Origin of the sequence: Psychrobacillus sp. MER TA 171, assembly GCF_023713305.1 — a bacterium.
Classification (GTDB): domain Bacteria; phylum Bacillota; class Bacilli; order Bacillales_A; family Planococcaceae; genus Psychrobacillus.
In genome coordinates, this window is the sequence record NZ_JAMAWN010000014.1 from 70045 (window position 1) to 94753 (window position 24709).

Sequence of the window (24709 nt, forward strand, 5' to 3'; positions counted from 1 at the left end):
TTCTATTCAAGAAGAAGTGTTCGGGTTGTCTAAAGAGTTATTTCAACGGTAAGCTGCTAATTGTTTTCGATCTAGCTTTCCTAAAGTGGTATAAGGTAATTGGTCAACAAAGATTATATCCTTTGGAAGATGAATACGTGGAATCCTTAAGCTAAGCCACTCTAATAAAGTTATCTCTGTTAATTGTTCGCCTTCGTTGTTCAGTTCAACGTATGCTATTAGTCTTTGACCATATTGTTCGTCAGCTATGCCTAAAATGGCCACTTCTTTTATCAAAGGATGATGTATTAATACTTGTTCTACTTCTTTAGGGTATATGTTGACCCCTGCAGAAACTATAAGATCGTCTGTTCTCCCACACAAGTAGTAATATCCGTTTGTATCCCTATATCCCATATCTCCAGTCCCCATCCAGGAAGCTTCTTTGTTTTTTATAGACCATCTGTTCTTTGTACATAGCTGTCCAATCTGTCCTTCTTTTAGTTGATTCCCATTTCCAATCACTTCTAGTTTCCCCCCTTTAACTAATCGGCCAATTGTGTCAGGAGAGTATTGCAAGTCTTTCGGTGTAGCAATCGTATTTAGACCAGCTTCGGAAGTGCCATAAAGGTTGTAGAGAATGGGTCCTAGCTTATTGTTGACCTCTTCTACTAGCTTGGCATTAAGGTGTGCTCCCCCTGAAGCAATACATTGTAGAGAGGTTAAATAATCAGGTTTATGCTTAACCAATTTATGAATCATAAGAGGTACAACTGTTATTATTTCGACTTTATGTCTTCTAATGATTTGACTAGCCTTTTCTGCTTGAAAGTACTCTGAAATGATTACTTTTTTCCCTAGAGCGATAAAGGTAAGCAAAATTGCGATACCATATCCATGATAGAGAGGCGTTGCAATATATGCCGTACGATATTGCATTAGCCTCAATCGTTCTAACACAGTTAAAAAGGGATGTAAGTAGTTGATTAAAGAAGGTTTATGGACTGCTTTTTTAGGTGTCCCAGTTGTCCCGCCTGTTAGCAATATGAGCCTACCTTTTGACGATCTTTTCATCGATGTAGCTTTTAGTCTGATATCTTGATGAATGAAATGGTTAATGTAACTACTTTCAATTGCCAAGTGGAGTAGTTGAAGATCTTTTAATAGTGATCTGGCTTCTTCATCATATATGTATAAATCGAAATGATAGGTGTCTACTAATTGCTTAAATTGAATGGTACTCATCGTTGGATTCATCAAATAAACATTAGTTCCTAAGCGGGAAGCAGCAAAAATAGAATGAACAAAATGATGATGATTTTTGCTTAAAATAGCTACATTTTTACCTGAACTTAAATGCCGGTTGTCTTTCAAGTAAATAGAAGCAACCTCACAGTTCCTTGCTAATTGGCTATATGTAATACTTTCAGTGTCAGTTACTATGGCTATCTGATTGCCGAATCTTTTTTCCGCAAGCCGTACTAAAACCATTAAGTTAATACCTTCTTTATAAATCGTAAAGATTAAACGAAACAAGCCAGAAGGAGAGAGGAGACCTATCTTCCATATTACTTGCAATAAGGAAATAATCATTTGTTAAGCCCTCTTTTCTGAAGGAGTTTAGGCAATACATAATCCCATCCTCTTCGGCCGACTAATGAACCTATTTGACCGAAAATCAGCCACCAAGGTTGAAAAGTTTTTCTTTTTGTATAAAGGGAATTTGCTATAATCTTTGCAACATGTAAAGGACTCATGGCAGGTGTATTACGATAGGCAAGGGTAGGCTCAATCATTGGAGTCCTAACTAATGGTAGGTATACCGTGGTAGTTAAAATACCCTTTCCATTTATTTCGGGAGACACGGAGCGGAACCATGTATCAAATGCAGATTTAGATGACTGATAAGCGGCCCAAAAAGGTATAGGAAGAAGCAAGGCATTAACTGTCGACACATTTACAATATGCCCTTTATTTTTTTCTATTAAAGGTATGGTGGACAATAGCAGTTGCACGGGAGCGAAGTAATTAATGGCCATCGTCCTAGTGAAATCATGATAACGATTTAATGACTTATCAATCGAACGATTAATGGACAGGCCTGCATTACTAACGATAATATCCAGTCCATTGGGGAGCTGATGCAAAAAGCGTAGTAATCTTTCCATATCTTTATCTTCTCTCATATCTGCCGAAATAATGCTTACCTTAGCTTTGTAGGATTCTATTTCTTCTTTTATTAGCAATAGTTCTTTTTCGCGTCTTGCTACCAATACAAGGTGTACGTTTATATTCTTTAAAACAAACGCAAGCTCTCTACCTATTCCAGAGCTAGCTCCAGTAATAAGAACTGTTTTAGCATCAAGTTTATCTTCTAGCTTTCTTTCATCCAAATGAATAGAAGGGAAGAGTATTTTTTCTACAATAGAATAGTTAACCATTTTAAACAGCCCTTTATGATTAGAAAATTTAGTTATATACATTTTAACACCTAAACCAAACACAAAATACAAAAATCGGAAAATTTAGAATCTAATTATTAGCTTTCTATGTTTTAATATGATATTATTACCTCGAATTAGAGATATATTGAACTGAGATAAGTCGTTAGTTTATAGCTTTACCTGAAAGAGCAAGTTTTGTATTTAAAATGTTTGGGCAAAATAAATAAGAGCAAAGGTAGGAGGAAAAGATATGTTGAAAATAGGTATTATTTTAGGGTCTACCCGTGAAGGTAGATTAAGCCCACAAGTGGGTAACTGGGTGAAAGAAATAGCAGACAAGCGTGGAGATGCTCAATATGAAATTATTGATATTGCTGAATTCAAGCTCCCTTTACTTGGAGAATCTGGTGTAGATGCTTCTGGTGCCGCAGCGTGGTCTTCAAGAGTTGCTAATTGTGATGGATTCGTATTTATCGTGCAAGAATACAACCATTCCATTACAGGTGCATTAAAAAATGCGCTAGATTATCTACGTGTGGAGTGGAACAATAAAGCAGCAGGAATCGTATCTTACGGATCAGTAGGTGGAGCTCGTGCAGCCGAGCACTTAAGAGGTATTCTAGGAGAGCTATTAGTAGCAGACGTACGCGTACATCCTGCCCTATCATTATTTACCGACTTTGAAAACGGTACAGACTTCAAACCAGCTGCCGTTCAAACAGACTCAGTAAACCAAATGCTAGACCAAGTCATCCCATGGGCAACAGCACTAAAAACCATTAGGTAACAAGAAAAGCGAAAGCGCCTATCCCTGCCCCGACAGGCAAATGGAAAAAAGCGAGGAGGCAGCTCCACAGCCACCGGAGCTTTTATCCATTTGACCCCGAGGGGCAAGGCGCAGTAGCTAGACACCAAGAAAAGCGAAAGCGCCTATCCCTGCCCCGACAGGCAAATGGGAAAATGCGAGGAGGCAGCTGCTTTTACATAGAAATCGATTCTTCTAAAAATAGAAGAATCGATTTTTAAATTTTGCGTAACCCATCTATTAGGCTGTCGGTACTTCTTTTGTAGAGTGTTTAGGCTGTTTCTTTTCTTCCTTCATGGAAAATCCTGTGAGGCCATAAAGAAAAGTAAAAAGTGGGGTGAGCATAGCTAAAAAACAAAATGGTAGATACGTTAATGTCGGTACTCCTAGCGTAGTTGCAGTGAAGACACCACTTGCTGTCCAAGGCAGCAAAGCACAGCCCTGTGTTGCGGTATCTTCCATAGCCCTTGAAAGATTTTCAGGCCGTAAATTAAACTTATCAAACAGTGGTTTCATGAATGTTCCAGTCATAACTCCTGCAAACGAGAAGCTTCCCCCAAGACCGAGTGTAAAATAGGACATGATCATCGTTACAAAAACGAGTAATGCTCTACTCTTAATCATTTTAATTATAGAATCAATGATGGTTACTAGCACTCCCGAGATATTCAATAAACCCCCTAAGCCAAGGGCGAAAATAAAGATTGCTACCATTGGCAGCATGCTTACTAATCCCCCTCGCTGTAGTAAGGAATCAATCGCTTCAATACCTGATTCTACAAAAAAGCCATTATAAGCTACTCCCAAAATACTTGTCATATCTATACCTTGGTAAAAAATAGCGACAAGGGCACCTGCGACTCCTCCTAAAAAAACTGAGATAATAGCAGGTTGTTTCGTAATTAGTAGTACAAAGAGGAAAAGGGCTGGAAGCATGGAGATTATTCCTAGATTAAAATTAGCTGCTAAATATCCAGTCAAGCTATTAACTTCAGCTGAATTAACAGCTGCCACTTCGGTATTTAAACCAATAAGGGTAAATATAATTGCTGATAAAACGTAGGCGGGAACAGTTGTCCAAAGCATATGCTTTACATGGGTAAATACATCTATACCAACGACTGCTGCAGCGAGATTTGTTGTATCGGATAAGGGAGAAAGCTTATCCCCAAAGTAAGCTCCACTTACTATTGCTCCAGCTGTCATCGCCAGAGAAACATCTAAGCTTTGACCTACCCCAATCATAGCAATCCCTGCTGTTCCTAAAGTTGCCCAAGAAGAGCCTGTAGCCATTGAGACCACAGAACAAAATAAAAGAGTAGTTACCAAGAAAAATTGAGGAGAAATAGATTGAATTCCATAATAGATTAAAGTAGGAACTGTACCAGATGCTATCCATGTACCGATTAATATCCCTACTGCCATCAATATTAGGGAAGGCTTAAGGGCTTTAAGCATGGAAGCGAACATTGCTTTTTCAATTTCTTCATAAGAATAGCCAAGACGCAAAACAAAAGGAATGAGAACAACGATCGCAGTGAACAGCATAATTTGAATAGGGGCTTCCAATAGTATTAATCCAGTGGATATAACCGCAACCATTAAAATGAGGATGAATAATGAATAGGATAAAGATGGTTTTTTTATTGTTTTTTCCATTTAATCACTCCTTTTATTAGATATAAAATCAAGAATTGAAGCAAATACTATGTTGTTATATTATTCAGAAAATATATTAATGGTAACTAGATACCCTCTTTTTGTGTATTATTAACATTTTTTTGAGAATTTTTTGTACATTTTTCTAAATGGAGCAGGTTGAGTGGGGGCTTTTTAATAAGTTAGAAATAAAAGAAAGCCCCATCACCGGGTGATGGAGCTGATGATATTATTATCTTTGTGTTGCTCGGAACCCTGCTGCTTCAGCTTCTTCCTTACTGCAAAACATTTCTTCGGCAACTGTCATTTCATAATATTGCTGACCAGGGACATGATAGATTTTCTCACCCTTAGAATTGATATTACCTTTTATTGTACAATCAGTAATACTATTCGGTTTCTTTTCCTCATTAGCTTTTTTAACTGCTTTCACTTCTACAACCGCATCTTTATCGTAGCCACTGTTCGTAACATAATTCTCCACTGACCATATCCCGATTGCTTGCTGTTGAGCTTTTTTCTGAATGGCTTCAAACCAGTCTACATGCTTAGTATTAGGTGCGTAAATGTAAGCAACTCGGGCAAGACCTTGTTTTAACAGTTCTTCTTGCAGACTCTTTCCATCAGAAGTATAGATATAAGCAAGAAGCCGGTTATATTTATCCCTATAGGAAACATCGAACTCTAAAAAGACTGTATCCTGTCCTTTCAGTAATTGTTTCGTAAAATCCTTTGCATCCTGTCCAAAAGGCTGTTCCCCCAGCTTAGGATGGTTAGTTTCGGGAGTGTCTATCAATAAAAAACGCACGTTTTCATTTGCACCATTGTATTTTATTTTGATTGTATCGCCATCGATCACGCTGACCAATGGAAATTCTTCAAGCTTAGATACGTCATGAGTAGTGCTAGACGTAGCTTCAGAGAATTCTTTTTGTGGAGCTTTCTCAGCTTTCTCTTGCTCAGTGATTGGATTTTCGTCCCCCACCACTAACTGATCTATACTGCTGCATGCTCCTAATAAGATGGTTAAGGATAAAATATACATAATCCATTTTTTCATGTTACATACCTCTCTCTTTCAATCGGTCACTATCTTAACATACAAGTAAAAGAGAGTGAAAGAGAAATAGAAGAATTCAGTACGTAAGACGTAGTCATTTTCCATTTAAATATTTTTTATTTACATTGAACGTTTTTATATAAATTAACGTCTAACAGTTACAAAAGAGGGGGAACAAAAATGGAGCACCTAGTTAGGAAAGCAATCACAGGAGATGACGATGCTTTCTTACAGCTAATGCAAATACATCGTGATGTTTTATATAAAACTGCCTTTATATATTTAAAAAATGAACATGATGTGTTGGAGGCTCTTCAGGAAGTGACGTTTCGAGCCTATACCAAGCGTCACCAAGTAAAGGAGCCGTCCTTCTTTCAAACATGGCTAGTGAGAATCCTGTTGAATTATTGTATGGACACATTGAAGAAGCAGGGCAATTTACTTTCGTTAAATGAAGATGTAGAAAAAGAACAACAGTCCTCTAACCAGGATCTTATGCTTGCACTTAGAGAGTTGCCGAGTGCACAACGAGAGCTCATTCATTTAAAATACTTTAATGATTTAAAGGTGAGCGAAATCGCAAGAAGGCTACAAATTCCAGAGGGGACAGTTAAGTCAAGATTACATCATACGCTAAAGAAAATTCGTGTTTTTATGGGAGAGAGAGGGGGCGATGTTTAATGACCAACGTAAAACAAATTAAGCATTTAGTAAATGAACAAATGGAAGCTATCCAGGTTAGTTCAGCTACTGGAGACGCCATATTAAACGGTATTAAGATAGCACAAAGAAAAAAACAGCGCAGGTCTAAGATAGGATTTAGCCTCTCAGCTATAGCCGTGCTTTTCCTTGGCTTCGCCTTTATGACACGCATTTCTCCAGCCTTTGCCCAGATTTTTGAGGATGTACCGGGCTTGGGGGCTATTGTAGCAATCGTAGAATATGATAGAGGGGTAGAAGATAGTGTCAGAAACAACTATTTTGAGGCAATCGGTGTTTCTGCAAAAGAAAATGATGTTACTTTTACGTTGGATGGGGTGATAGCAGATGATACTGGTATGCTACTTTCCTATACCCTCGAGTCTCCTAATACCGTAAATGGTTATCATCTCGGAGACACAGTCCTGCTCCAAAATGAGGAAGAGCTTGGTCTTGCTTATGTAACTTCTGAGCATGCCCAAAAAGAAGTGGTCCAAAAAGTGGAGAGCACCATTAGGATTTCTGACCCTAGTGGCGCAATCGATTATAATAATCCAGCCTTTACATTAAAGTTTTCAATACGTGGAGAAGAGGATTTAACATTTGTCATACCATTTGAGTTAAAAAATAAAATTGCAAAGCCAAAGCATTACAAGCTAAATCGTGAGGTGGTAGTAGAAGGACAAAAATTTACTGTAGAACAGGTGAAAATATCTCCTTTGCATGCTGCGATTGATATAATTACGGATCCACAAAATGATATGGTTATTTTTGATTTTTCTTCTATTAAGTTGCAGAATGAAAGTGGAAACGTATGGGGAAGTGGATCCACATCTATTAGTGGCTTTGGAAGTGCTGATACTACGAAAAGAACAATTTATTTAGAAAGCAATTATTTTCAGGAATCAGAAGAATTATATTTAATTATCGGTGATATTTTGGCTATGCCAAGGGATGAGCGAGAGATCGTTATAGACTTTGATAAAAAAGAAGTGGCTTCTATATCTAAACAATATCCTTTGCAGCTAGAAATAATAGATGAGTCTAGTTTTAAGGTAGTTTTTGATAAGCATTTAGGTTTTAATCAAACAATTTTCACTAACGGCGAGGATAGAAATGGCCGTAAAGTTCCGCTAGCTATATCTCATCGAATTTCTGACACAACCAATTCTCAAGTGTTTACTTTAGAGCAAGGAGCCAAGAATAATCCAGTAACCTTTGTACTGCAGGGATATCCTAACTATTTGGAGAACGATACACGCATTAAGGTTAAATAGGGAGTGCTTAAAACACAGTCATTAAAAAAAGAAATTTAATACCATTTAGGGCGCATTGATTAAAATAATAAAATAAATACCATTTAGTTTCTTGTTGTGGGATAATTAGGTAAAACATGGGAGGTACTATGGCACTTTTTCTAGGAGTATTATCTATGTTGTTTGGTTCTCTTTTTATGTCATTGACAGTTGATGAGCTAGGTTCGATTGGTAACTTATTTTTATTGATCTATGGGATAGGTTTATTTTTGCTAGGTGCATTGGTGCTTGGCTCGAGAAAAACGAAACGAGTAAGAAAGCCTTTGAACATCAAAAGGACGGGGAACTCTTTAGCTGTTTTAGGGCTCATTTTATTATTTGGAAGTTACATTCAGAAGAATATACCTCTAGTCTACCTTGGCTCTATCCTATTAATAGCTGGTGTTATTTTTATGCTAACTAAGCTTGAAGAAGTTCAGTTAAAAGTAAAGCCAATAGTAATATGCATATATATGATTACATTTGGAATGGTGATGGTTATCACTACATTTTTGGGATTACCAAATGAAGATTTAAGAACCTTCGGATTTGTCCAGTTAATGCTGGGGATTATTTTTGCCGTGCTTGAAAGCGTGAAGGAAATAAAACCTCCAGCTAAGCAAATGTCCTTTAAAGCAAAATAATATATTTTTTCTCCAAATGAGGGTACTCTAAATGTGTGAGAAAAACTTATACATAAGGAGAGATTTGCATGCAAGCAATTACAGGGAAAACAGCATTAATCACTGGTGCAGGTCGAGGCATTGGTCGCGCAACAGCTATAGCCTTTGCTAAAGAGGGTATTAACCTAGGACTTTTAGGAAGAACAATCGAAAACTTAGAGGCAGTTGCAAGTGAGCTACAAACATATGGTGTAAAAGTTTCCATAGCTGCTGCTGATGTATCCAACATGGAATCTGTGAACAGTGCAGTTGAAAAAATCCGTGGGGAGCTTGGCCCAATCGAAATCTTGGTAAACAATGCCGGCATCTCTAAATTCGGTAAATTCCTTGAAGTAGATCCAGAGGACTGGGCTAAGATCATTCAAGTAAATGTGATGGGCGTGTACTACGTAACTAGAGCAGTACTACCAGACATGATCGAGAAAAATGCAGGGGACATTATTAATATCTCTTCTACTGCAGGACAAAAGGGAGCTCCAGTTACAAGTGCTTATAGTGCATCTAAAGCTGCGGTAATCGCACTAAGTGAATCTCTAATGCTAGAAGTAAGAAAGCAAAATATCCGTGTTGTTACATTAACACCAAGCACTATTGCTACAGACATGGCAATCGAATTAAACCTGACAGACGGAAATCCAGAAAAAGTAATGCAACCAGAAGACATCGCTGACTTTATGGTAGCTCAGCTGAAAATGAACCCAAGAATTCTGCTTAAATCTGCAGGACTATGGTCAACTAATCCATAATAATTATAAAATGGTCGCGATGAAAATCGCGGCCATTTTTTGTTTTTAATCATGTCAGCTCGGACTCCTACAATGTCTGGCTAGATTACTACAATCAACTCAAACTTTACGACAATCGAGCAATGGATTACGACAATGCCACCACGAATTACTACAATCCAAATGGACTACGATAATGACCGGAGAGATTACTACAATCAACTCAAACTTTACGACAATCGAGCAATGGATTACGACAATGCCCACATAATTTACTACAATCCCTTTTTCACTTCACGACACTCTCCCAAATAGTTCTTTGTCACCCACTCTAAATACTCTTTTACCTCTCAAGTCAAAAAAACTTATTTTAATTGGAATATTCTAATTTTATGGAGCATATATATAAATAAGTTTGTGTTTAAAAGGGAGGAGAGTTAGGAAACAGATTATGTTCAAGCAACCTATTCCATAGATAAGTTAATAGACAAGCATAGGAAGATATAGATATGAAAATATAGTAATAAATTGGGGGACTATTTAGGTGAGATTAAATAAGCTTGGGATTATTTTAACTTCATCGGCATTGACCGTTGGGTTATTTTCTACTACTGTAAGCGCTGCTCCAAATGGGACGAATCAGACTAGTAAACCGATTGTACAGGTAGCTGCTTCAAACGTTGTTTATACAAAGGACGATTTAATTAAAAAGTTTCGCTCGTATTTTCCAAAGCAGTTTGATTCATTGAAAAGCAGTGATTTTCAGATGAGTAGTGGCAATTATTATACTCCAGAGGATGAGACATCCCGGTATAGTCTTAGCTTTACCCAGACAATAGAAGGTAAACGAGTTTATGGAAGTGTTGGGTTTGTTGGAGATAATTTAGATATTGAGCATTTTTCATATTCTCCACCAATTGGATCAGATGCCTTATTCCCGGCAAAGGTATCTAAGGACGAAGCTAGAAAATTAGCCGTAGACTTTGTGAAAACCTTGTTGAAGGAGGATTCCTATCAGCTCGAAAGCGATAATAATTACTATTATCCAACAAGAATTTTAACAGAACCAATTAACTACTCTTTTTCATTCACTAAAACTAAAAATGATATATCTATATCCGATAACCGTGTAGATATAAATGTTCTTGGAAACGGTCAAATTACTAGTTTTTATAAATATCCCTCTACACAAGAAAAGAATACATTTGATGAAGTAAAAAATATTAAGTCTGAAAAAGATATATTAAACAAATTAAAAGAGAATCTAGAGGTAGAGCTTCAATACCAGGTAAATATTGACTATCAATCGGGAGAACGTACGGTTAAGCTAGTCTATCAACCGACAGGTAATTTTCTTGGATTGAGTGCTGCTACAGGTAAGTGGTTAACTCCAAATGGATATACGGATCAATTTCCATCCAAAACAAAGCTTAAAAAGATTGTAGAGAAGCCTCTGCCTGCAAAGCAGAAGGGGATCACTATGGAACAAGCGAAGAAAGCAGCTGAGAAGCTGTTAGAAAATAAATCTGACAAGCTTAAATTAAGCATTCAATCTATTGATGAGATTGAGAACTATAATGGTCAGACGGTTTACAGTATTCAGTATATGTATAACCATAGAAACGGTGGTAGCGGTGCTAGTATTGAAATTAACAAGGCTACTGGGGAAGTCATTCAATATCACAATATGTTAGGGTATTTAATGAATGAACTTGGAGAGAAACAGGAAGTTGCCAAGCCAATTTCTCAGAAGGATGCTTTAGCGAAAGCAACAAGCTATATTAAAGAATGGATTCCTTCTTACTTACACAACTTTAGTATGCCTGTCGATGAGCCTTATTATGAGGAAAATATGGGCGCATATAACTTCTCCTTCCCACGAGTTGTTAATGGCATAATAGTAAGTGGAGATTCCATAAACGTTGGAGTTTCAGCAGATGGTTCCTTGAGCAGCTTATATGTAAATGAACAAAAGGTGGAAGAGTGGCCTTCTCTTAAGGAAGTGATTTCCGCAAAAGAGGCAAAGACACTTTTAAATAATTCTTTAAAAGTTAAACTGAATTATTCAAAGCAAATGCAAAAGAAAGATAATAAACACTATGACTTACTGTATGTGCCTGTATATAACGACAGCTCTTATAGTACTCTAGATGCTACGACTGGTAAATGGAGCAGTCTGTTTGGTGGAGAGCAAAGCTCTGTGGTTGTTTCTCATCCAACTGCACAGGAAGAGCTAAACTATCTAATAAGCACAAAAATTTTAGATGTAAAAGATGCTAAGGCTTTTAATGGAGATGCAGCTATTACGAAGGGCGAGGCCTTAAAAATATTAATGAATTCCTTAACCTACTTCTATGAGGGAAGGTATTATTATGGCAATGAAACGGTGGAGCAAACATTCGATAATATAGATCCAAAACATCCATTATTTCAGTTGATTGAACGTGCTGTAAGTGCTGAAATTATAAAAGCGGGGGATAAGAAGTTTGCTGTTGATTCACCAGTAACAAGAGAAGAACTTTCTGCTTGGTATATCCGTGTGCTAGGGCTAGAGCATGCGGCTAAGCATTATGATATATACAAGGTTAACTTTGAGGATACAAATAAAATTAAATCCGACTACATTGGTTATGTAGCGTTAGCGAATAAGTATGGTTTATTTGCTACTGAAAAAAATCAATTTAATCCGCAACAGGAAGTTACTTATGCGGAAATGTCGGTTTCTACTATACGCTTAGCCCATGAAATTGCTAAAAAGGGAAGATACAATAATTATTAATCATTAAGCTAGGAGCCCTCGTTGAAGCGAGGGCTTTTCTACTTCTATCATTTGGTTAGTGGGGTGTAAAATGGTAAACAGATGGATCACTTTTGATTTAGATGGAACGATTATGCAAAATCCTTTTATTGATTATGTATTTCCTGAAATACGCAATGCCATTTGCGAGGAGAATAGGAACTTAACAAATTGTGTAGAATCATTTGTTGCTGAGCATAGAAATCGCCTGAATCAACGACAATATGTGGAGGCATATGATTGGGAAGAAATCATTACTTCCTATACCCAGTTACATGAGTTAAATTTGTTGATTAACGTGGAAGAGATAGTAAAAAAACACTGTGTTCCAGGTTCCATCTATCTTTTAGAAGAGGGGATTTTAGGGGTACTGCAGGAGCTAAAGCTAAGGGGCTATACTCTTGCGATTATAACAAATGGCTACTCTAAATTTCAGATGCCAGTAATGAATGCTTTAGGACTGACCCCGTATTTTGATAGAATAATTACACCTGACATGATTGGCTATGCAAAGCCAGATGAGGGAGTATTTATGGAGTTAGGCGAAGTTGTAGCTCATATAGGAGACCGAATTGATCACGATATTATACCTGCAAATACTTGGGGTGCTAAGGCAATCTGGATTAACAGAAGCTTACCGGAGCAACTTAAGTCTATCAAGCTAGAGTTAAGAGCCCGACATGAAATGCTAAGGGATATTATCCTAGCTAAACTGAGTAGAGAATCACAGGTTAATTTAAGAGCTATTCCAAGAGAAGCTATACCTTATTCTGTAATTTATAAATTGGAGGAGCTATTGGATATTTTTTTGTAACTTCACTTGCACTTACTTACAAAGGTTGGTAATTTAAGTAGTATCAAAGTTAAAGTAGGGAGTAAGAGCAATGGAGCAGTTCATGGTACCAATTCAATATAATATATTAAAGGAACAAGCCAAAAAGTTAGTAAAAGGTCTCGGTGTTACTAGGGATAGATCCGTTATAAAAGCATTAAAAGAACTTGTTCAGGAAAAAAGTGCTGAGGTTTTTATAGGTTTAAATGAAGAACAGCAAATGTTAATCGATAGAGTGTTGGAGCTAGAAAATAAAGAGCAACTCGAAGTGTATTTGGCAGAAGCTAAGAACTACGTTATTCCTTTCCCAGAGATTACGGGACAAACCATTAAAAAGTTTTTTCCAAAAGATAAGAAACTCAAGGCACCTAAGCTAACAGTTGAAGAAAGAAGCAGCATAGTATATTTTTGTATAACTGACATAGGTACTAACCGTAAATATATTATTTATGAAAATGCTGGTGAGCTTTTTGGAAGACGGGGAACATACGGAAACCAAGTGAAAAAAGGCATTTGCGCCATCTGTAACCACTTAGAAGAAGTAACCTTGTTTATGATGAATTCCAAAAAAGGTAGTGAGGGGACATTCACAAAGCAAGGAAATACGATCTGCATGGATAGCATAAAATGCAATGAAAATATAACAGATTCTACTAAGCTGACAGAGTTTTTTAGCAATGTAAAATAATTCATAAATGCTCATTGATAGAAGCAAGTCAATCAATGAGCATTTTATATATATACCCCCTTTGAAGATTCCTAAAATAGTTCAATCAAATAACTTATTAAAGAAGCAGGCATTAATTTTATGCCTGCTTCTTTTTCTGTTCTTTAATGTGGGACTAGACAATATATTGGTGTATAGGGATATGTAAGCGTGTTAAAAGACGGATAAAGGGGACCAAAAGTATGCTTTCTAAAGTCTTCTCTAAGCAAAAGCTGAATATCTACGCACCGTTTAGCGGCATTGTAAACCCTCTAGATCAAGTTCCAGATCCAGTATTTAGTGAAAGGATGCTAGGTGAGGGGGTAGCTATCCTGCCAGTTAGCGGAGATGTTTTCGCTCCTTGTGATGGTTCTATTATTCATCTTGCGACCACAAAGCATGCGATCGGTCTTCGAGCAGGAGATGGGACGGAGATACTCATTCATATCGGTTTAGAGACCGTGTCCTTGGGTGGACAAGGCTTTACTGCATGTGTAGAACAAGGCGACATAGTAAAAAAAGGACAATTACTAATCCAGGTAGATTGGGATTTTTTACGTGAAAAAGCCATAAATCTAGTAACTCCTATTGTAGTGACTAATAGTAACGAGAAGAAGGTCAATTTAATAGACACTCCACAAGCTGAAGAAGGAAAAACAATTCTTATGACGGTTTCTTCGAAATAAAAGAATAGAGGTGAAAGTAGTATAAGAGTTTGTGGAATTAGTTAAGGCAATCATTATCTTTTATCCCATGAATCTATGAAAAGAATAGGAGATGCAAACAATGAAGAGCTATATTCAAAGGCTTGGTCGTTCATTAATGCTTCCGGTTGCAGTACTACCTGCTGCAGCAATATTGCTGGGAGTGGGGTATTGGCTCGACCCGACAGGCTGGGGAACTGACAATGTAGTTGCCGCTTTTCTTATTAAAGCAGGCGGGGCAATATTAGATAATCTAGCGGTCCTTTTTGCGGTTGGTGTGGCGATTGGACTTTCGAAGGAAAGAGATGGTGCGGCAGCACTTAGTGGGCTAGTTGCATTTTTAGTCGTAACTACTATGCTTTCTCCAGCTACCGTTTCCTTGCTTCAAGGAATTGATGTGGGCGAGGTAGATGCAGCATTTGGAAAAGTAAATAATGCCTTTGTCGGAATCCTTTCAGGAATGATAGCGGCTGCAATGTTCAATCGCTTCAGTCATGTAAAGCTTCCAGACTTCCTTGCTTTTTTCAGTGGAAAACGAATGGTACCAATTGTTACTTCTTTTGTAATGCTGGCTATTTCCGTAGCCCTATTCTTCATTTGGCCGATTGTTTACGGAGGGTTGGTTTCATTTGGAGAAACAATCAGTGGGCTAGGAGCAGCGGGAGCAGGGCTTTATGGCTTCTTCAACCGTCTTTTAATCCCAACAGGTCTTCATCATGCTTTAAACGCAGTTTTTTGGTTTGATACGATCGGAATCAGTGATATTAAGAATTTTTGGTCAAGCACAGGGGAAAAAGGGATAACAGGTATGTATCAAGCAGGTTTTTTCCCAATCATGATGTTTGGTTTACCAGCAGCAGCGTTAGCTATGTACCATACAGCTAAAACGAAGCGGAAAAAACAAGCGGCATCCTTAATGCTTGCGGCTGGTTTTGCATCCTTCTTCACTGGTGTAACAGAGCCTCTTGAATTTGCCTTCATGTTCTTAGCACCTGCTTTATATGTGGTTCACGCTGCTCTAACAGGTCTATCCTTATTTATTGCTGCATCCTTTCAGTGGACAGCCGGATTTGGTTTTAGTGCAGGTTTTATAGATTATTTCTTAAGCTTGAGTATTCCAATCGCCAACCAGCCTTATATGCTCATAGTGCAAGGATTGGTATTTGCAGTTATTTACTATTTCTTATTCCGTTTCCTAATTATAAAATTCAATTTAAAAACACCTGGAAGAGAAGATGAGGATGAGGTAGAGGTAGTAACAGAGGCAACTTCTGCTGATAATAAGTTTGCAGTAATGGCTGCTAAAATTTTTGCTGGACTTGGTGGCAAGGAAAATGTAACATCTGCAGAGCATTGTGCTACTCGTTTACGTGTAGAAGTTAAAAATATGGATCTAGTAGACCAAATGAAAATCAAATCATCCGGGATTCATGGCATTAATGTAGTAGGGCCTAAAAGTATTCAAGTCATTGTTGGCACAAACGTTCAATTTGTTGCTGATGAGGTAGATAAATTGAGAAAGTAAAAGATTATATGAGTAATTAAACTAACTTAACATAGGCCGACTCTGGGAGGAGTCTGCCTCTTTTTTCTATTAAGGATTATGGAGGAGAAGCGATGGAAAGACATTTTAAAGTTACCGCTACAGAGGGTATACATGCAAGACCAGCAGCTATACTAGTTTCAGCGATAAAACCATTTATTTCAGCGGTTGAGCTGAAATATAATGGCCAATCTGCAAACTTACGATCCATACTTTCTGTGATGACTCTTTGCGTTCCAGTACACGCAATAATTACGATTGTCGCCGAGGGAGACGATTCCAAAGAGCTGTTGGATAAATTATCTGAAGTGATATTTTCACAAGGAATTGGTGAAGGATGCGAGAACTAGAGGGAATTGGCGCTTCAAGTGGATTGGCTATTGCTCCTGCATATTGTTTAATTGAGCCCAATCTCATCTTTGACCCAAAGGGAGTCCAGAGTACTGAGATTGAAATGGAACGATTGAAACAGAGCATCTCTAATACTAAGAAACAGTTAAAGCTTATATATGATTCTACCAAGCAATATATGGGGGAACAGAAGGCAACCATTATTGCTGCTCAGGAATTAGTGTTAGAAGATCCTGCCTGGTTAACTGCAATTTCGGATCAAATCAAACTAGGCAACAATGCGGAGATGGCCCTAACTAAAGTTGCCGATGTATATGCAACGACATTCGCTGAAATGGAAAATGACTATATGAAAGAGCGGGTAGCTGACATTCGAGATGTGGCCAAACGTATGCTGTCCAATTTGTTAGGCGTAAATTTACCCGACCTTAGTTTAATTCAATCAGAGGTAATACTAGTTGCAGATGATTTAGTTCCCTCTCTTACAATCCAATTGAATAAGCAATATATAAAAGGAATTGTCACGAACATTGGAGGAAAAACCTCTCATTCGGCTATATTGGCGCGTTCACTTGATATTCCAGCGGTAGTCGGTACAAAAAAGGGAACATTAGATATAAAGCATGGTATCCCTCTCATAGTAGATGGAGAAATGGGAAGAGTAATTATTGATCCTGTAGATGATATAAAAAGGTTTTATTTGAATAAACAAAAGGTATTAGTAGAAGGAGGCAAGTCTTTAAGTCATTACCTTTCTGTTCCTAGCACTACTGCCGATGGTCATACCGTTCATATCGTTGGAAATATCGGTAATACTCATGATATAGATGCCGTACTCGCTCATGGAGGAGAGGGTATTGGTTTATTTCGTACAGAATTTCTCTATATGAACAGAAGTGAGCTGCCAACTGAAGAGGAACAATTTGATGTCTACCGAACAGTGTTTTTAAAAATGCAGAATAAGCCTACTGTTGTTCGTACAATGGATATTGGTGGAGATAAGGGTTTATCATATTTAGGTCTTCCTAAAGAGAGTAACCCGTTTCTAGGGTATCGGGCAATTCGTATCAGTCTTGATAGACAGCACATTTTTCGGACACAGCTACGTGCGCTATTAAAGGCTAGTATTCACGGTAATTTAAAAATTATGTTTCCGATGATTTCAATACTTGAGGAGTTTCGACTTGCCAAATCTATTCTGTTAGAAGAAAAACAAAAGCTTTTAAATGCAGGAATTCCTGTCTCAGAGAAAATTGAGATAGGCATGATGGTGGAAACGCCTGCTGCTGCAATGATTGCCGACTTTTTTGTACAGGAAGCTGATTTTTTTTCCATTGGCACAAATGATTTAATACAGTATATGTTTGCAGCTGATCGCATGAACGAGCAGGTTTCCTATCTATATCAGCCCTACCATCCTGCTATTTTAAGAGCAATTCAGATTGTGGTAGAAGCAGCACATAAGAATGGCAAATGGGTTGGGATTTGTGGAGAGATGGCAGGAGACCAAATAGCTATCCCGCTTTTATTAGGACTTGGAATAGATGAGTTCTCGATGAATCCTTCTGCTATTTTAAGGGCTAGATCTCAAATTACTAAATTAAACAAAGAAGAATTAAGCGAACACCTTAAGCACATATTAACGTTGGCTACCGACAAAGAAGTATCACAATATGTAAAAGAATATCTTCTGTGATCTTACTTCTTTCTTTTTGCTAGTAAATGTGTAATGATGAAATATCAAGTGAAAGTAAAAAGGGTACTTGAATAGAACTTTGTTAGGAGGAGATTGGAATGGAAGAAAATACTGGAAAAGTAGAAATTGGCGACATTTTTACTGTAATTGATGAAAACGATGAAGAACAGGATATTGAGGTTTTAGGTTTACTAGAAGTCGAAGGTGAAATCTATGCAGCTGTTGGCTTTGCTGATGAAATTCAAAAAGAAACAGAGGAAGATTTCGATGTGTTCTTTTTACGTATAGAAGGCGAAGATGAACTAGCTAATATCGAAAGTGATGAAGAATTTGATAAAGTATCTGCTGCATTCATGGCTGCAGAAGCTGAATAACATAGAAATTACCTTAGAATCGAAAAGCACGAGAAATTTTACCAATCGTAAAATTTCTCGTGCTTTTTTAGTTACTTCATAGTTAAAGTTCTATGTTTTCTCTCAAAATACACTTGTATGACGAAGACAGTAGTATTTGATTAAAAATGTATAAATTATTTGGAGACGGAGATTATAAAGGAAAGAAAGGATGATTTAAGGTGGAAGATTACAAATTTGCAGAGTTAGATAGCGAGCAGTTAATGGAATTGCATGAATTGGAAGAAAAGCTAGGTGTAACATTAATAGCCTATAATGCTTACTTTAGTGATCCAAGTATTACCACAGATCATTCGGCGACTATTTAAATAGGAAAACGCAAAATGACAATCTCTCTTATAGATGGTTGTTGTCATTTTGGTATTAAGGTTTCATAATTCCTATTTTCAGGTGAAAATGAATAGAAAATAGTGATTGCTTTTATAAGGGTAAGTTAGGGATGATTTGACATACGCTTTTGGGGTGCGGTTGCGGTGTTTTATTTCTCTCACTAATCTCAAAGTATGTCTCTGCCTGCCGAGTCAATTAAAAAATAAGTATGAAAGGAGCAATCCCTTTATAGGGAATTGCTCCTTTCTCTAGGTTTTTGTAGAAAAATAGAATCTCTTTTTAAAACTAAGTCAATCTTTGCAAAATAAGCGATGCATTTACGTTTGTTTCATTACCACCGTCTTCGATTGATAGGAAAATTGGAAGATCAGATGAATGGTTTCTTACAGTAATAACATTTCCTGCATTTAAGAACACGATTGCTTGCCCATTATTTTGTTGAGTACCAGCGCGTGTACCGTAAAGTGTTTCCGGTAGTGGAGTTTCATTAACGAATATTGCAAATTGGTTATTCTCGATTCCTGTAACGGAATAGGTGATTAGATAATATCCTGTATTACCTATAGTCACAGTTGCTGTACCTGGTGCATGAGTAATGTCACCAACTATAGGTCCATTAGTATCGAAAGTTACTGAACCTCCAACAGGTACTGTTTGTGTAGATCTATTGTATACATGTGCAAATTCAGTAATAGCTGGTGTTCCATCTGCACCAGTAGCGCCCGTAGCCCCGGTAGGTCCAGTAGCGCCCGTAGCTCCAGTAGCTCCGGTAGCCCCAGTAGCCCCAGTAGCCCCGGTAGCCCCAGTAGCGCCCGTAGCCCCGGTAGGTCCAGTAGCTCCGGTAGCCCCAGTAGCGCCGGTAGGTCCAGTAGCCCCAGTTACCCCCGTAGCCCCAGTTGGTCCAGTAGCGCCGGTAGGTCCAGTAGCCCCAGTTACCCCCGTAGCTCCAGATACCCCGGTAGCCCCAGTAGCGCCAGTAGCGCCAGTAGCGCCAGTAGCCCCAGTTGTTCCAGTAGCTCCAGTAGCGCCGGTAGGACCAGTAGCCCCAGTTACTCCGGTAACTCCAGATACTCCAGTAGCGCCAGTAGCTCCAGATACCCCGGTAGCGCCAGTAGCTCCAGTAGCTCCAGTAGCCCCAGTTACACCAGTAGCTCCAGATACCCCGGTAGCGCCAGTAGCTCCAGTAGCTCCAGTAGCCCCAGTTACACCAGTAGCTCCAGATACCCCGGTAGCGCCAGTAGCGCCAGTAGCGCCAGTAGCGCCAGTAGCCCCAGTAGCCCCAGTAGCCCCAGTAGCTCCAGTAGCGCCAGTAGCCCCAGTAGGTCCAGTAGCTCCAGATACCCCGGTAGCGCCGGTAGCTCCAGTAGCCCCAGTTACACCAGTAGCTCCAGATACCCCGGTAGCGCCGGTAGCCCCAGTAGCGCCAGTAGCTCCAGATACCCCGGTAGCCCCAGTAGCTCCAGTAGCTCCAGTAGCCCCAGTTACACCAGTAGCCCCAGTTACACCCGTAGCCCCAGTAGGTCCAACAGGTCCTCCTGCAGGTCCCGTAGGCCCAGTAGGTCCAGTAGGACAATTTCTACATTTATTACAATCATCATTTCTGCTAAAGTAATTATTTAAATCCATTGTTTCACCTCCTCTCTGTCACATCCTATTCGTTGAAAATAGATTGGAGGAGGTCAAAGGACTACTTGTCTAATTAAATTTCAAAAAAAAGCCACTTTTTTTGAGAAAAGTGGCTTTAAATAGGTAAAATGGTTAATATACTAGGTTCTATTCTTCTAGGCTATCTTTTAATATTTGATCAAAGTATTTTTTATTTCCTATTATTCTTTCATCGGTCGGTCTATATTTTCTTGCTTCCTCGTTATGAGAGTGAGCAATTCTATGTTCTTGAATTCGATCATAAAGAACGCAAAGTTGCAGGTGAGGTAACCAGGTAGAGAAATTAGTATTTTGGAAACTGAGTAACTCTTTATTCTTATAGTTAAGAGCTTCCTTATACCAATAAATAGCCTCATGATTTTTATTTTGTTCCATAAAATGGTATCCTATTCTGCAACAAGCCTCTGGGCGTGGTATATCATAGGAAAGAGTTCTTAGCGTTGATAATAATGTTTGATGATGGTTGCCTAATTCATAGTAGCAGTCAGCAAGCTTGAAGCATGCTCTTATATTATCTTCAATCCATCCCTGATTGGACTGTAGAAATAATTCATAGTAAGTAATTGCATCATCATACTTAGCATGATCCATTAATTCGTTTGCAAAATAAAACGTATCACGTGGAGTTAGTTGTTTGCCGTCATCTATCATTTTTTGGTAGATACTTAAATTTCTATTGGAATCATGACTCAAAGGCAGATGACTCACTGCAACATCACTATCTAAAAGGTTACCTTCTACTGCTAAATATTCGTGGACCTGACCTATCCATTTAAATTGTTTTTTTCTATTAACAAGTCTATACCTACGTAATAGATAGGTTACATTCCCATTTTCATCGAAGGCTAAATGGTACTTCATAGAAATAGCGTCATAGGAATGATCAAGAGACGTTTTTAGTTGTTTTAGCTTATTTCGATCGTCCTCTGTAAAAACATCATCTGCATCGAGCCACAATATATATTCTTTGGTTGCTTGCTCAAAAGAATAATTTCGAGCCGCAGCAAAATCATCTATCCACTTAAAATCAAATATGCGATTTGTATATTGTTTAACTATTTCTTTTGTTTGATCAGTTGAGCCAGTATCGACTATATTAATTTCATCAACTATGTCTTTAACTGATGCAAGACATCTCCCAATAACTTCTTCTTCATTTTTTACTATCATACATAAACTTATAGTAATCATATTCAATCCCCCTTTGCTCCTTATATTTATATGTAAAATGTAAGGAGCCGGTTCTTTTATATCGCATACATATGTATGCCTGTTTTTGGTATAATAGAAAGAAAATTCGGTAAAAGGATAATACTTGAATGGAATGTACTATCGAATTCGCTAGAAAGCTTGATCAAGAGGATGATATAAATCATTATCGTCAAGAGTTCTATATCCCAGCAAATACTATATACATGGACGGCAATTCGCTAGGACTTTTATCTAGACGAGCTGAATTAGCCGTTTTAAATTTATTGGATTCATGGAAAAATTTTGGAATTGATGGTTGGACAAAAGGTGAGCATCCCTGGTTTCATCTTTCTGAAAAGCTTGGGGAAATGTGTGCCCCATTGATAGGAGCTATGCCAGAGGAAGTAATAATTACGGGTTCCACGACAACTAATCTACATCAGTTAATCGCTACCTTTTATAAGCCTCAAGGCAAGAAAACGAAAATTGTAGTAGATGAACTGAACTTCCCATCTGATCTGTATGCTGTTAGCAGTCAGCTATCCTTACATGGGAAATCACCAGAAGAGGATATTGTAATGGTGAAGGGGAAGGATGGGCTTTTACTCGAGGAAGACATAATAGAAGCAATGACTGAAGAAGTAGCCATGATTGTATTACCTAGTGTTCTATATAGAAGTGGCCAAATTTTAAATATAAAAAAGCTGACAGATGAAGCACATAAAAGAGATATTTTAATTGGCTTTGACCTATGCCACTCGATTGGGGCAATTCCTCATTCTTTAGATGAATGGGGAGTAGATTTTGCGTTTTGGTGTACTTATAAGCATTTAAATGGAGGTCCGGGATCTGTAGGTGGTCTTTATACAAATCAAAAGCATCTTGGCAAGAGTCCAGGACTTGCAGGCTGGTTTGGCTCTCGAAAAGAGAAGCAATTTGATTTAGAAATCTTCATGACACCTGCTGGCCAAGCTGGTTCTTTTCAAATAGGAACCCCTCATATATTAAGTGCAGCCCCTTTGTTAGGCTCTCTCGAAATATTTGGGGAGGTGGGCATACACAAAATAAGGTCAAAGTCAGAGCAACTAACAGAATTTATGAGAATTCTAATAGAGAACGAGCTAAGTAACTTTGAATTTACAATTATTACACCAAGTGAAAGAGAACAAAGAGGTGGTCATCTGTTTCTAATGCATAAGGAGGCAGCAAGAATATGCAAAGCGTTAAAATCTAGGAATATAATTCCTGATTACCGACCTCCTAATGGTATACGCTTGGCACCTGTAGCTCTATATAACACGTTTGAAGAGGTTTGGAAAACTGTAAATATATTAAAAGAAATTATGGAAAAGAAGGAATACTCCCAATATGATAATGAAAGAGAAGTAATAGCCTAGAAAGGGGAAAGCTTTTGTCTAATCCAATTGCTAATTCTGAAGAGAGAGAATCTAACGAAAACGGGATTCATACAAATTTTGTACAGGATATGACTTATGGAGATTACCTTAAACTGGATACCATTTTAGCTAGTCAAAATACGTTATCTACTCATCACGATGAGATGCTTTTTATAATTATTCATCAAGTGAATGAATTATGGATGAAGCTTATTCTTCACGAATTGACTAGTGCTATTCAAGCTATTCAAGAGGATCACTTACAAACAGCCTTTAAAATGTTAGCGAGAGTAACAAAAATACAATCACAGTTAATTCAAGCCTGGGATGTATTGTCTACTTTAACTCCTGCAGAATATTTAGAGTTTAGAGATCATTTAGGGAAGTCATCCGGTTTTCAGTCTTATCAATATCGTAAAATTGAGTTTGCTCTAGGGTACAAAACAGCACACATATTAAAAATTTACGAAAAGGATAAGTCGTTACATTATGAGCTAGGAATAGCATTTAAATCACCAAGTATTTATGATGTGTCCATTGACTGTTTGGCTAGAAGAGGATTTCCTATTAATCCGGATTTATTGAAAAGGGATTACTCCATCACGTATTCCGGTGACGACAGTGTCGCTGAGGCATGGAAGACAGTATACAAAAATGTTGATCAGCATTGGGAGCTTTATCAGTTGGCAGAAAAGTTAATAGACATTGAGGATTGGCTGCAGCAGTGGAGATTCCGACACATGAAAACAGTAGAACGAATTATTGGTTTTAAAGTAGGGACAGGGGGCTCTTCTGGAGTAAATTATTTACGAAAGGTACTAGATCATCGTTTTTTTCCAGAGTTATGGGATTTGCGAACTAATCTATAGGGGTGAGGGAATATGTCTAATAAGTGGATAGATATTACGCTACCATTGTCTAAAGAAATTGCGGTTTGGCCAGGAGACACACCATTTAGCTTTGAAGTGGTGCATACTAAGCAACAAACAGGTTCAGTCAATATTGGCCAGATTACTGCAAGTGTGCATACCGGGACTCATGCGGATGCACCATTTCACTTTAATAATAGCGCCGATACGATAGATAAGTTAAATATTAATAATTATATTGGAACAGCTAAAGTCGTTGATGTAACAGGCTTAGACTTGATTGGTCGTGAGGAATTAGAAGGCTTTCATTTAGATGGTACAAAACGGTTATTATTGAAAACGAAAAAAGTGACCAATGTGGAACAGTTTCCTAGTTCCATACCTTTGTTAAGAGAGGATATAGGTAAGTTTTTACAAGAAAAGGGGATATTTTTATTGGGCTTGGATATTCCTTCTGTAGATGATATTGAAAGTAAGGAGCTTCCGATACACCATACTTTATATCAGCATGGAGTAAATATTATCGAAAACCTATACTTGCAAGATGTTGCGGAAGGGGAGTATGAGTTAATCGCGTTGCCCTTAAAAATAGTTGGAGCAGATGGAAGTCCGGTCAGAGCTGTTCTAAGAGCACTTTAAATCTTAGATCAGAGAGTAGAATTGATTTCCGCCCCAGCCGGACGCTTTCCTCGGGGTGAGTGATAAGCCATCACCCATCGCTTACGCGCGTGGTAGTGATGTCTTATCTGTCTCACTCATCCCGTAGCATAGCTATCAAGTTAAGAAAAATTTACGTCATTCACTCTCATATGAACTGGTATTTTTGAAAATTAGACCATATGAAATTAACACTTTTTGGTTTAACC

At 38.0% G+C, this 24709-nt stretch carries 23 protein-coding genes; 17 read left to right on the plus strand and 6 right to left on the minus strand.

Features of this window, described 5'->3' with window-relative positions; genetic code table 11:
- Window positions 1-42: 42 nt before the first annotated feature.
- A complete protein-coding gene (locus tag M3627_RS13710) occupies window positions 43-1572 on the minus strand; it encodes an AMP-binding protein (RefSeq protein ID WP_205964101.1) in 1530 nt (509 codons plus the stop codon).
- Window positions 1569-2420, minus strand: coding sequence for an SDR family NAD(P)-dependent oxidoreductase (locus M3627_RS13715; protein WP_251556128.1), 852 nt, complete (start codon window positions 2418-2420; stop codon window positions 1569-1571). Before M3627_RS13715 ends, M3627_RS13710 begins: the two co-directional genes overlap by 4 nt.
- 253 nt (window positions 2421-2673) lie before the next feature.
- Here M3627_RS13715 and M3627_RS13720 point away from each other — a divergent pair, with 253 nt between their 5' ends.
- Entirely contained in the window at window positions 2674-3210 is a 537-nt protein-coding gene (locus tag M3627_RS13720; RefSeq protein WP_251556129.1) for an NADPH-dependent FMN reductase, read from the plus strand.
- A 258-nt stretch (window positions 3211-3468) separates the two neighbouring features.
- Here the strand turns inward: M3627_RS13720 and nhaC are convergent, their stop codons facing one another.
- Entirely contained in the window at window positions 3469-4887 is a 1419-nt protein-coding gene (gene nhaC, locus M3627_RS13725) for a Na+/H+ antiporter NhaC (RefSeq protein ID WP_169360531.1), read from the minus strand.
- 232 nt (window positions 4888-5119) lie between these two features.
- Window positions 5120-5947 (minus strand): thermonuclease family protein, encoded by an 828-nt coding sequence (locus tag M3627_RS13730; RefSeq protein ID WP_169360530.1) that lies wholly within the window; start codon window positions 5945-5947, stop codon window positions 5120-5122.
- A 180-nt stretch (window positions 5948-6127) separates the two neighbouring features.
- On the opposite strand from M3627_RS13730, the gene M3627_RS13735 reads away from it, so the two are divergent.
- From M3627_RS13735 to M3627_RS13795, 13 genes are all read left to right on the plus strand, one after another.
- A complete protein-coding gene (locus M3627_RS13735; protein ID WP_251556130.1) occupies window positions 6128-6628 on the plus strand; it encodes a sigma-70 family RNA polymerase sigma factor in 501 nt (166 codons plus the stop codon).
- The gene (locus M3627_RS13740; protein ID WP_251556131.1) at window positions 6628-7923 is read left to right on the plus strand and encodes a DUF4179 domain-containing protein; all 1296 of its coding nucleotides are present in this window, start codon (window positions 6628-6630) and stop codon (window positions 7921-7923) included. The genes M3627_RS13735 and M3627_RS13740 overlap by 1 nt, the downstream gene beginning before the upstream one ends.
- A gap of 128 nt (window positions 7924-8051) precedes the next feature.
- Window positions 8052-8585 carry a hypothetical protein gene (locus M3627_RS13745; RefSeq protein WP_251556133.1) on the plus strand — a complete coding sequence of 178 codons (534 nt, stop codon included), beginning with the start codon at window positions 8052-8054 and terminating at the stop codon, window positions 8583-8585.
- Window positions 8586-8653: 68 nt separating this feature from the next.
- A complete protein-coding gene (locus M3627_RS13750; protein ID WP_169360527.1) occupies window positions 8654-9370 on the plus strand; it encodes a 3-ketoacyl-ACP reductase in 717 nt (238 codons plus the stop codon).
- A gap of 523 nt (window positions 9371-9893) precedes the next feature.
- On the plus strand, window positions 9894-12128 hold the full coding sequence (locus tag M3627_RS21090; RefSeq protein WP_169360526.1) for a YcdB/YcdC domain-containing protein: 2235 nt from the start codon (window positions 9894-9896) through the stop codon (window positions 12126-12128).
- Between the two features lie 70 nt (window positions 12129-12198).
- Window positions 12199-12960: an HAD family hydrolase gene (locus tag M3627_RS13760; protein ID WP_169360525.1), complete on the plus strand. Its 762-nt coding sequence runs from the start codon at window positions 12199-12201 to the stop codon at window positions 12958-12960.
- Window positions 12961-13030: 70 nt separating this feature from the next.
- A complete protein-coding gene (locus M3627_RS13765) occupies window positions 13031-13666 on the plus strand; it encodes a FusB/FusC family EF-G-binding protein (RefSeq protein WP_169360524.1) in 636 nt (211 codons plus the stop codon).
- A gap of 221 nt (window positions 13667-13887) precedes the next feature.
- A complete protein-coding gene (locus M3627_RS13770; protein ID WP_251556135.1) occupies window positions 13888-14370 on the plus strand; it encodes a PTS sugar transporter subunit IIA in 483 nt (160 codons plus the stop codon).
- Window positions 14371-14470: 100 nt separating this feature from the next.
- On the plus strand, window positions 14471-15913 hold the full coding sequence (nagE, locus tag M3627_RS13775; protein WP_251556137.1) for an N-acetylglucosamine-specific PTS transporter subunit IIBC: 1443 nt from the start codon (window positions 14471-14473) through the stop codon (window positions 15911-15913).
- Between the two features lie 92 nt (window positions 15914-16005).
- A complete protein-coding gene (locus tag M3627_RS13780) occupies window positions 16006-16281 on the plus strand; it encodes an HPr family phosphocarrier protein (RefSeq protein WP_251556139.1) in 276 nt (91 codons plus the stop codon).
- Window positions 16269-17978, plus strand: coding sequence for a phosphoenolpyruvate--protein phosphotransferase (gene ptsP / locus M3627_RS13785; RefSeq protein WP_251556141.1), 1710 nt, complete (start codon window positions 16269-16271; stop codon window positions 17976-17978). Before M3627_RS13780 ends, ptsP begins: the two co-directional genes overlap by 13 nt.
- 98 nt (window positions 17979-18076) lie before the next feature.
- On the plus strand, window positions 18077-18352 hold the full coding sequence (locus tag M3627_RS13790; RefSeq protein ID WP_169360519.1) for a DUF1292 domain-containing protein: 276 nt from the start codon (window positions 18077-18079) through the stop codon (window positions 18350-18352).
- A 200-nt stretch (window positions 18353-18552) separates the two neighbouring features.
- On the plus strand, window positions 18553-18699 hold the full coding sequence (locus M3627_RS13795; protein WP_169360518.1) for a hypothetical protein: 147 nt from the start codon (window positions 18553-18555) through the stop codon (window positions 18697-18699).
- Between the two features lie 307 nt (window positions 18700-19006).
- Here the strand turns inward: M3627_RS13795 and M3627_RS13800 are convergent, their stop codons facing one another.
- Together M3627_RS13800 and M3627_RS13805 are read right to left on the minus strand one after the other, a co-directional pair.
- Window positions 19007-20347, minus strand: coding sequence for a BclA C-terminal domain-containing protein (locus M3627_RS13800; protein WP_251556142.1), 1341 nt, complete (start codon window positions 20345-20347; stop codon window positions 19007-19009).
- Window positions 20348-20494: 147 nt separating this feature from the next.
- Window positions 20495-21577, minus strand: coding sequence for a glycosyltransferase family 2 protein (locus M3627_RS13805; RefSeq protein ID WP_169360516.1), 1083 nt, complete (start codon window positions 21575-21577; stop codon window positions 20495-20497).
- 128 nt (window positions 21578-21705) lie between these two features.
- On the opposite strand from M3627_RS13805, the gene kynU reads away from it, so the two are divergent.
- The 3 genes from kynU to kynB are packed head-to-tail and all read left to right on the plus strand — an operon-like array spanning window position 21706 to window position 24482.
- Window positions 21706-22974: a kynureninase gene (gene kynU / locus M3627_RS13810; protein ID WP_169360515.1), complete on the plus strand. Its 1269-nt coding sequence runs from the start codon at window positions 21706-21708 to the stop codon at window positions 22972-22974.
- Window positions 22975-22988: 14 nt separating this feature from the next.
- Window positions 22989-23843, plus strand: a complete 855-nt coding sequence (gene kynA / locus M3627_RS13815; protein ID WP_277347115.1) for a tryptophan 2,3-dioxygenase — start codon at window positions 22989-22991, stop codon at window positions 23841-23843.
- Window positions 23844-23855: 12 nt separating this feature from the next.
- Window positions 23856-24482 (plus strand): arylformamidase, encoded by a 627-nt coding sequence (gene kynB / locus M3627_RS13820; RefSeq protein WP_169360514.1) that lies wholly within the window; start codon window positions 23856-23858, stop codon window positions 24480-24482.
- Window positions 24483-24709 lie beyond the last annotated feature (227 nt).

Bases quoted from the DNA above. Each gene is read 5' to 3' on its own strand.
- M3627_RS13735 (WP_251556130.1), top strand. From the start codon at position 6,128: ATGGAGCACCTAGTTAGGAAAGCAATCACAGGAGATGACGATGCTTTC.
- M3627_RS13765 (WP_169360524.1), top strand. From the start codon at position 13,031: ATGGAGCAGTTCATGGTACCAATTCAATATAATATATTAAAGGAACAA.
- M3627_RS13760 (WP_169360525.1), top strand. From the start codon at position 12,199: ATGGTAAACAGATGGATCACTTTTGATTTAGATGGAACGATTATGCAA.
- M3627_RS13730 (WP_169360530.1), bottom strand. From the start codon at position 5,947: ATGAAAAAATGGATTATGTATATTTTATCCTTAACCATCTTATTAGGA.
- M3627_RS13710 (WP_205964101.1), bottom strand. From the start codon at position 1,572: ATGATTATTTCCTTATTGCAAGTAATATGGAAGATAGGTCTCCTCTCT.
- nhaC (WP_169360531.1), bottom strand. From the start codon at position 4,887: ATGGAAAAAACAATAAAAAAACCATCTTTATCCTATTCATTATTCATC.
- M3627_RS13745 (WP_251556133.1), top strand. From the start codon at position 8,052: ATGGCACTTTTTCTAGGAGTATTATCTATGTTGTTTGGTTCTCTTTTT.
- ptsP (WP_251556141.1), top strand. From the start codon at position 16,269: ATGCGAGAACTAGAGGGAATTGGCGCTTCAAGTGGATTGGCTATTGCT.
- M3627_RS13770 (WP_251556135.1), top strand. From the start codon at position 13,888: ATGCTTTCTAAAGTCTTCTCTAAGCAAAAGCTGAATATCTACGCACCG.
- M3627_RS13805 (WP_169360516.1), bottom strand. From the start codon at position 21,577: ATGATTACTATAAGTTTATGTATGATAGTAAAAAATGAAGAAGAAGTT.
- M3627_RS13720 (WP_251556129.1), top strand. From the start codon at position 2,674: ATGTTGAAAATAGGTATTATTTTAGGGTCTACCCGTGAAGGTAGATTA.
- M3627_RS13740 (WP_251556131.1), top strand. From the start codon at position 6,628: ATGACCAACGTAAAACAAATTAAGCATTTAGTAAATGAACAAATGGAA.
- M3627_RS13750 (WP_169360527.1), top strand. From the start codon at position 8,654: ATGCAAGCAATTACAGGGAAAACAGCATTAATCACTGGTGCAGGTCGA.
- M3627_RS13780 (WP_251556139.1), top strand. From the start codon at position 16,006: ATGGAAAGACATTTTAAAGTTACCGCTACAGAGGGTATACATGCAAGA.
- M3627_RS13800 (WP_251556142.1), bottom strand. From the start codon at position 20,347: ATGGATTTAAATAATTACTTTAGCAGAAATGATGATTGTAATAAATGT.
- nagE (WP_251556137.1), top strand. From the start codon at position 14,471: ATGAAGAGCTATATTCAAAGGCTTGGTCGTTCATTAATGCTTCCGGTT.
- M3627_RS13715 (WP_251556128.1), bottom strand. From the start codon at position 2,420: ATGGTTAACTATTCTATTGTAGAAAAAATACTCTTCCCTTCTATTCAT.
- M3627_RS13790 (WP_169360519.1), top strand. From the start codon at position 18,077: ATGGAAGAAAATACTGGAAAAGTAGAAATTGGCGACATTTTTACTGTA.
- kynB (WP_169360514.1), top strand. From the start codon at position 23,856: ATGTCTAATAAGTGGATAGATATTACGCTACCATTGTCTAAAGAAATT.
- kynU (WP_169360515.1), top strand. From the start codon at position 21,706: ATGGAATGTACTATCGAATTCGCTAGAAAGCTTGATCAAGAGGATGAT.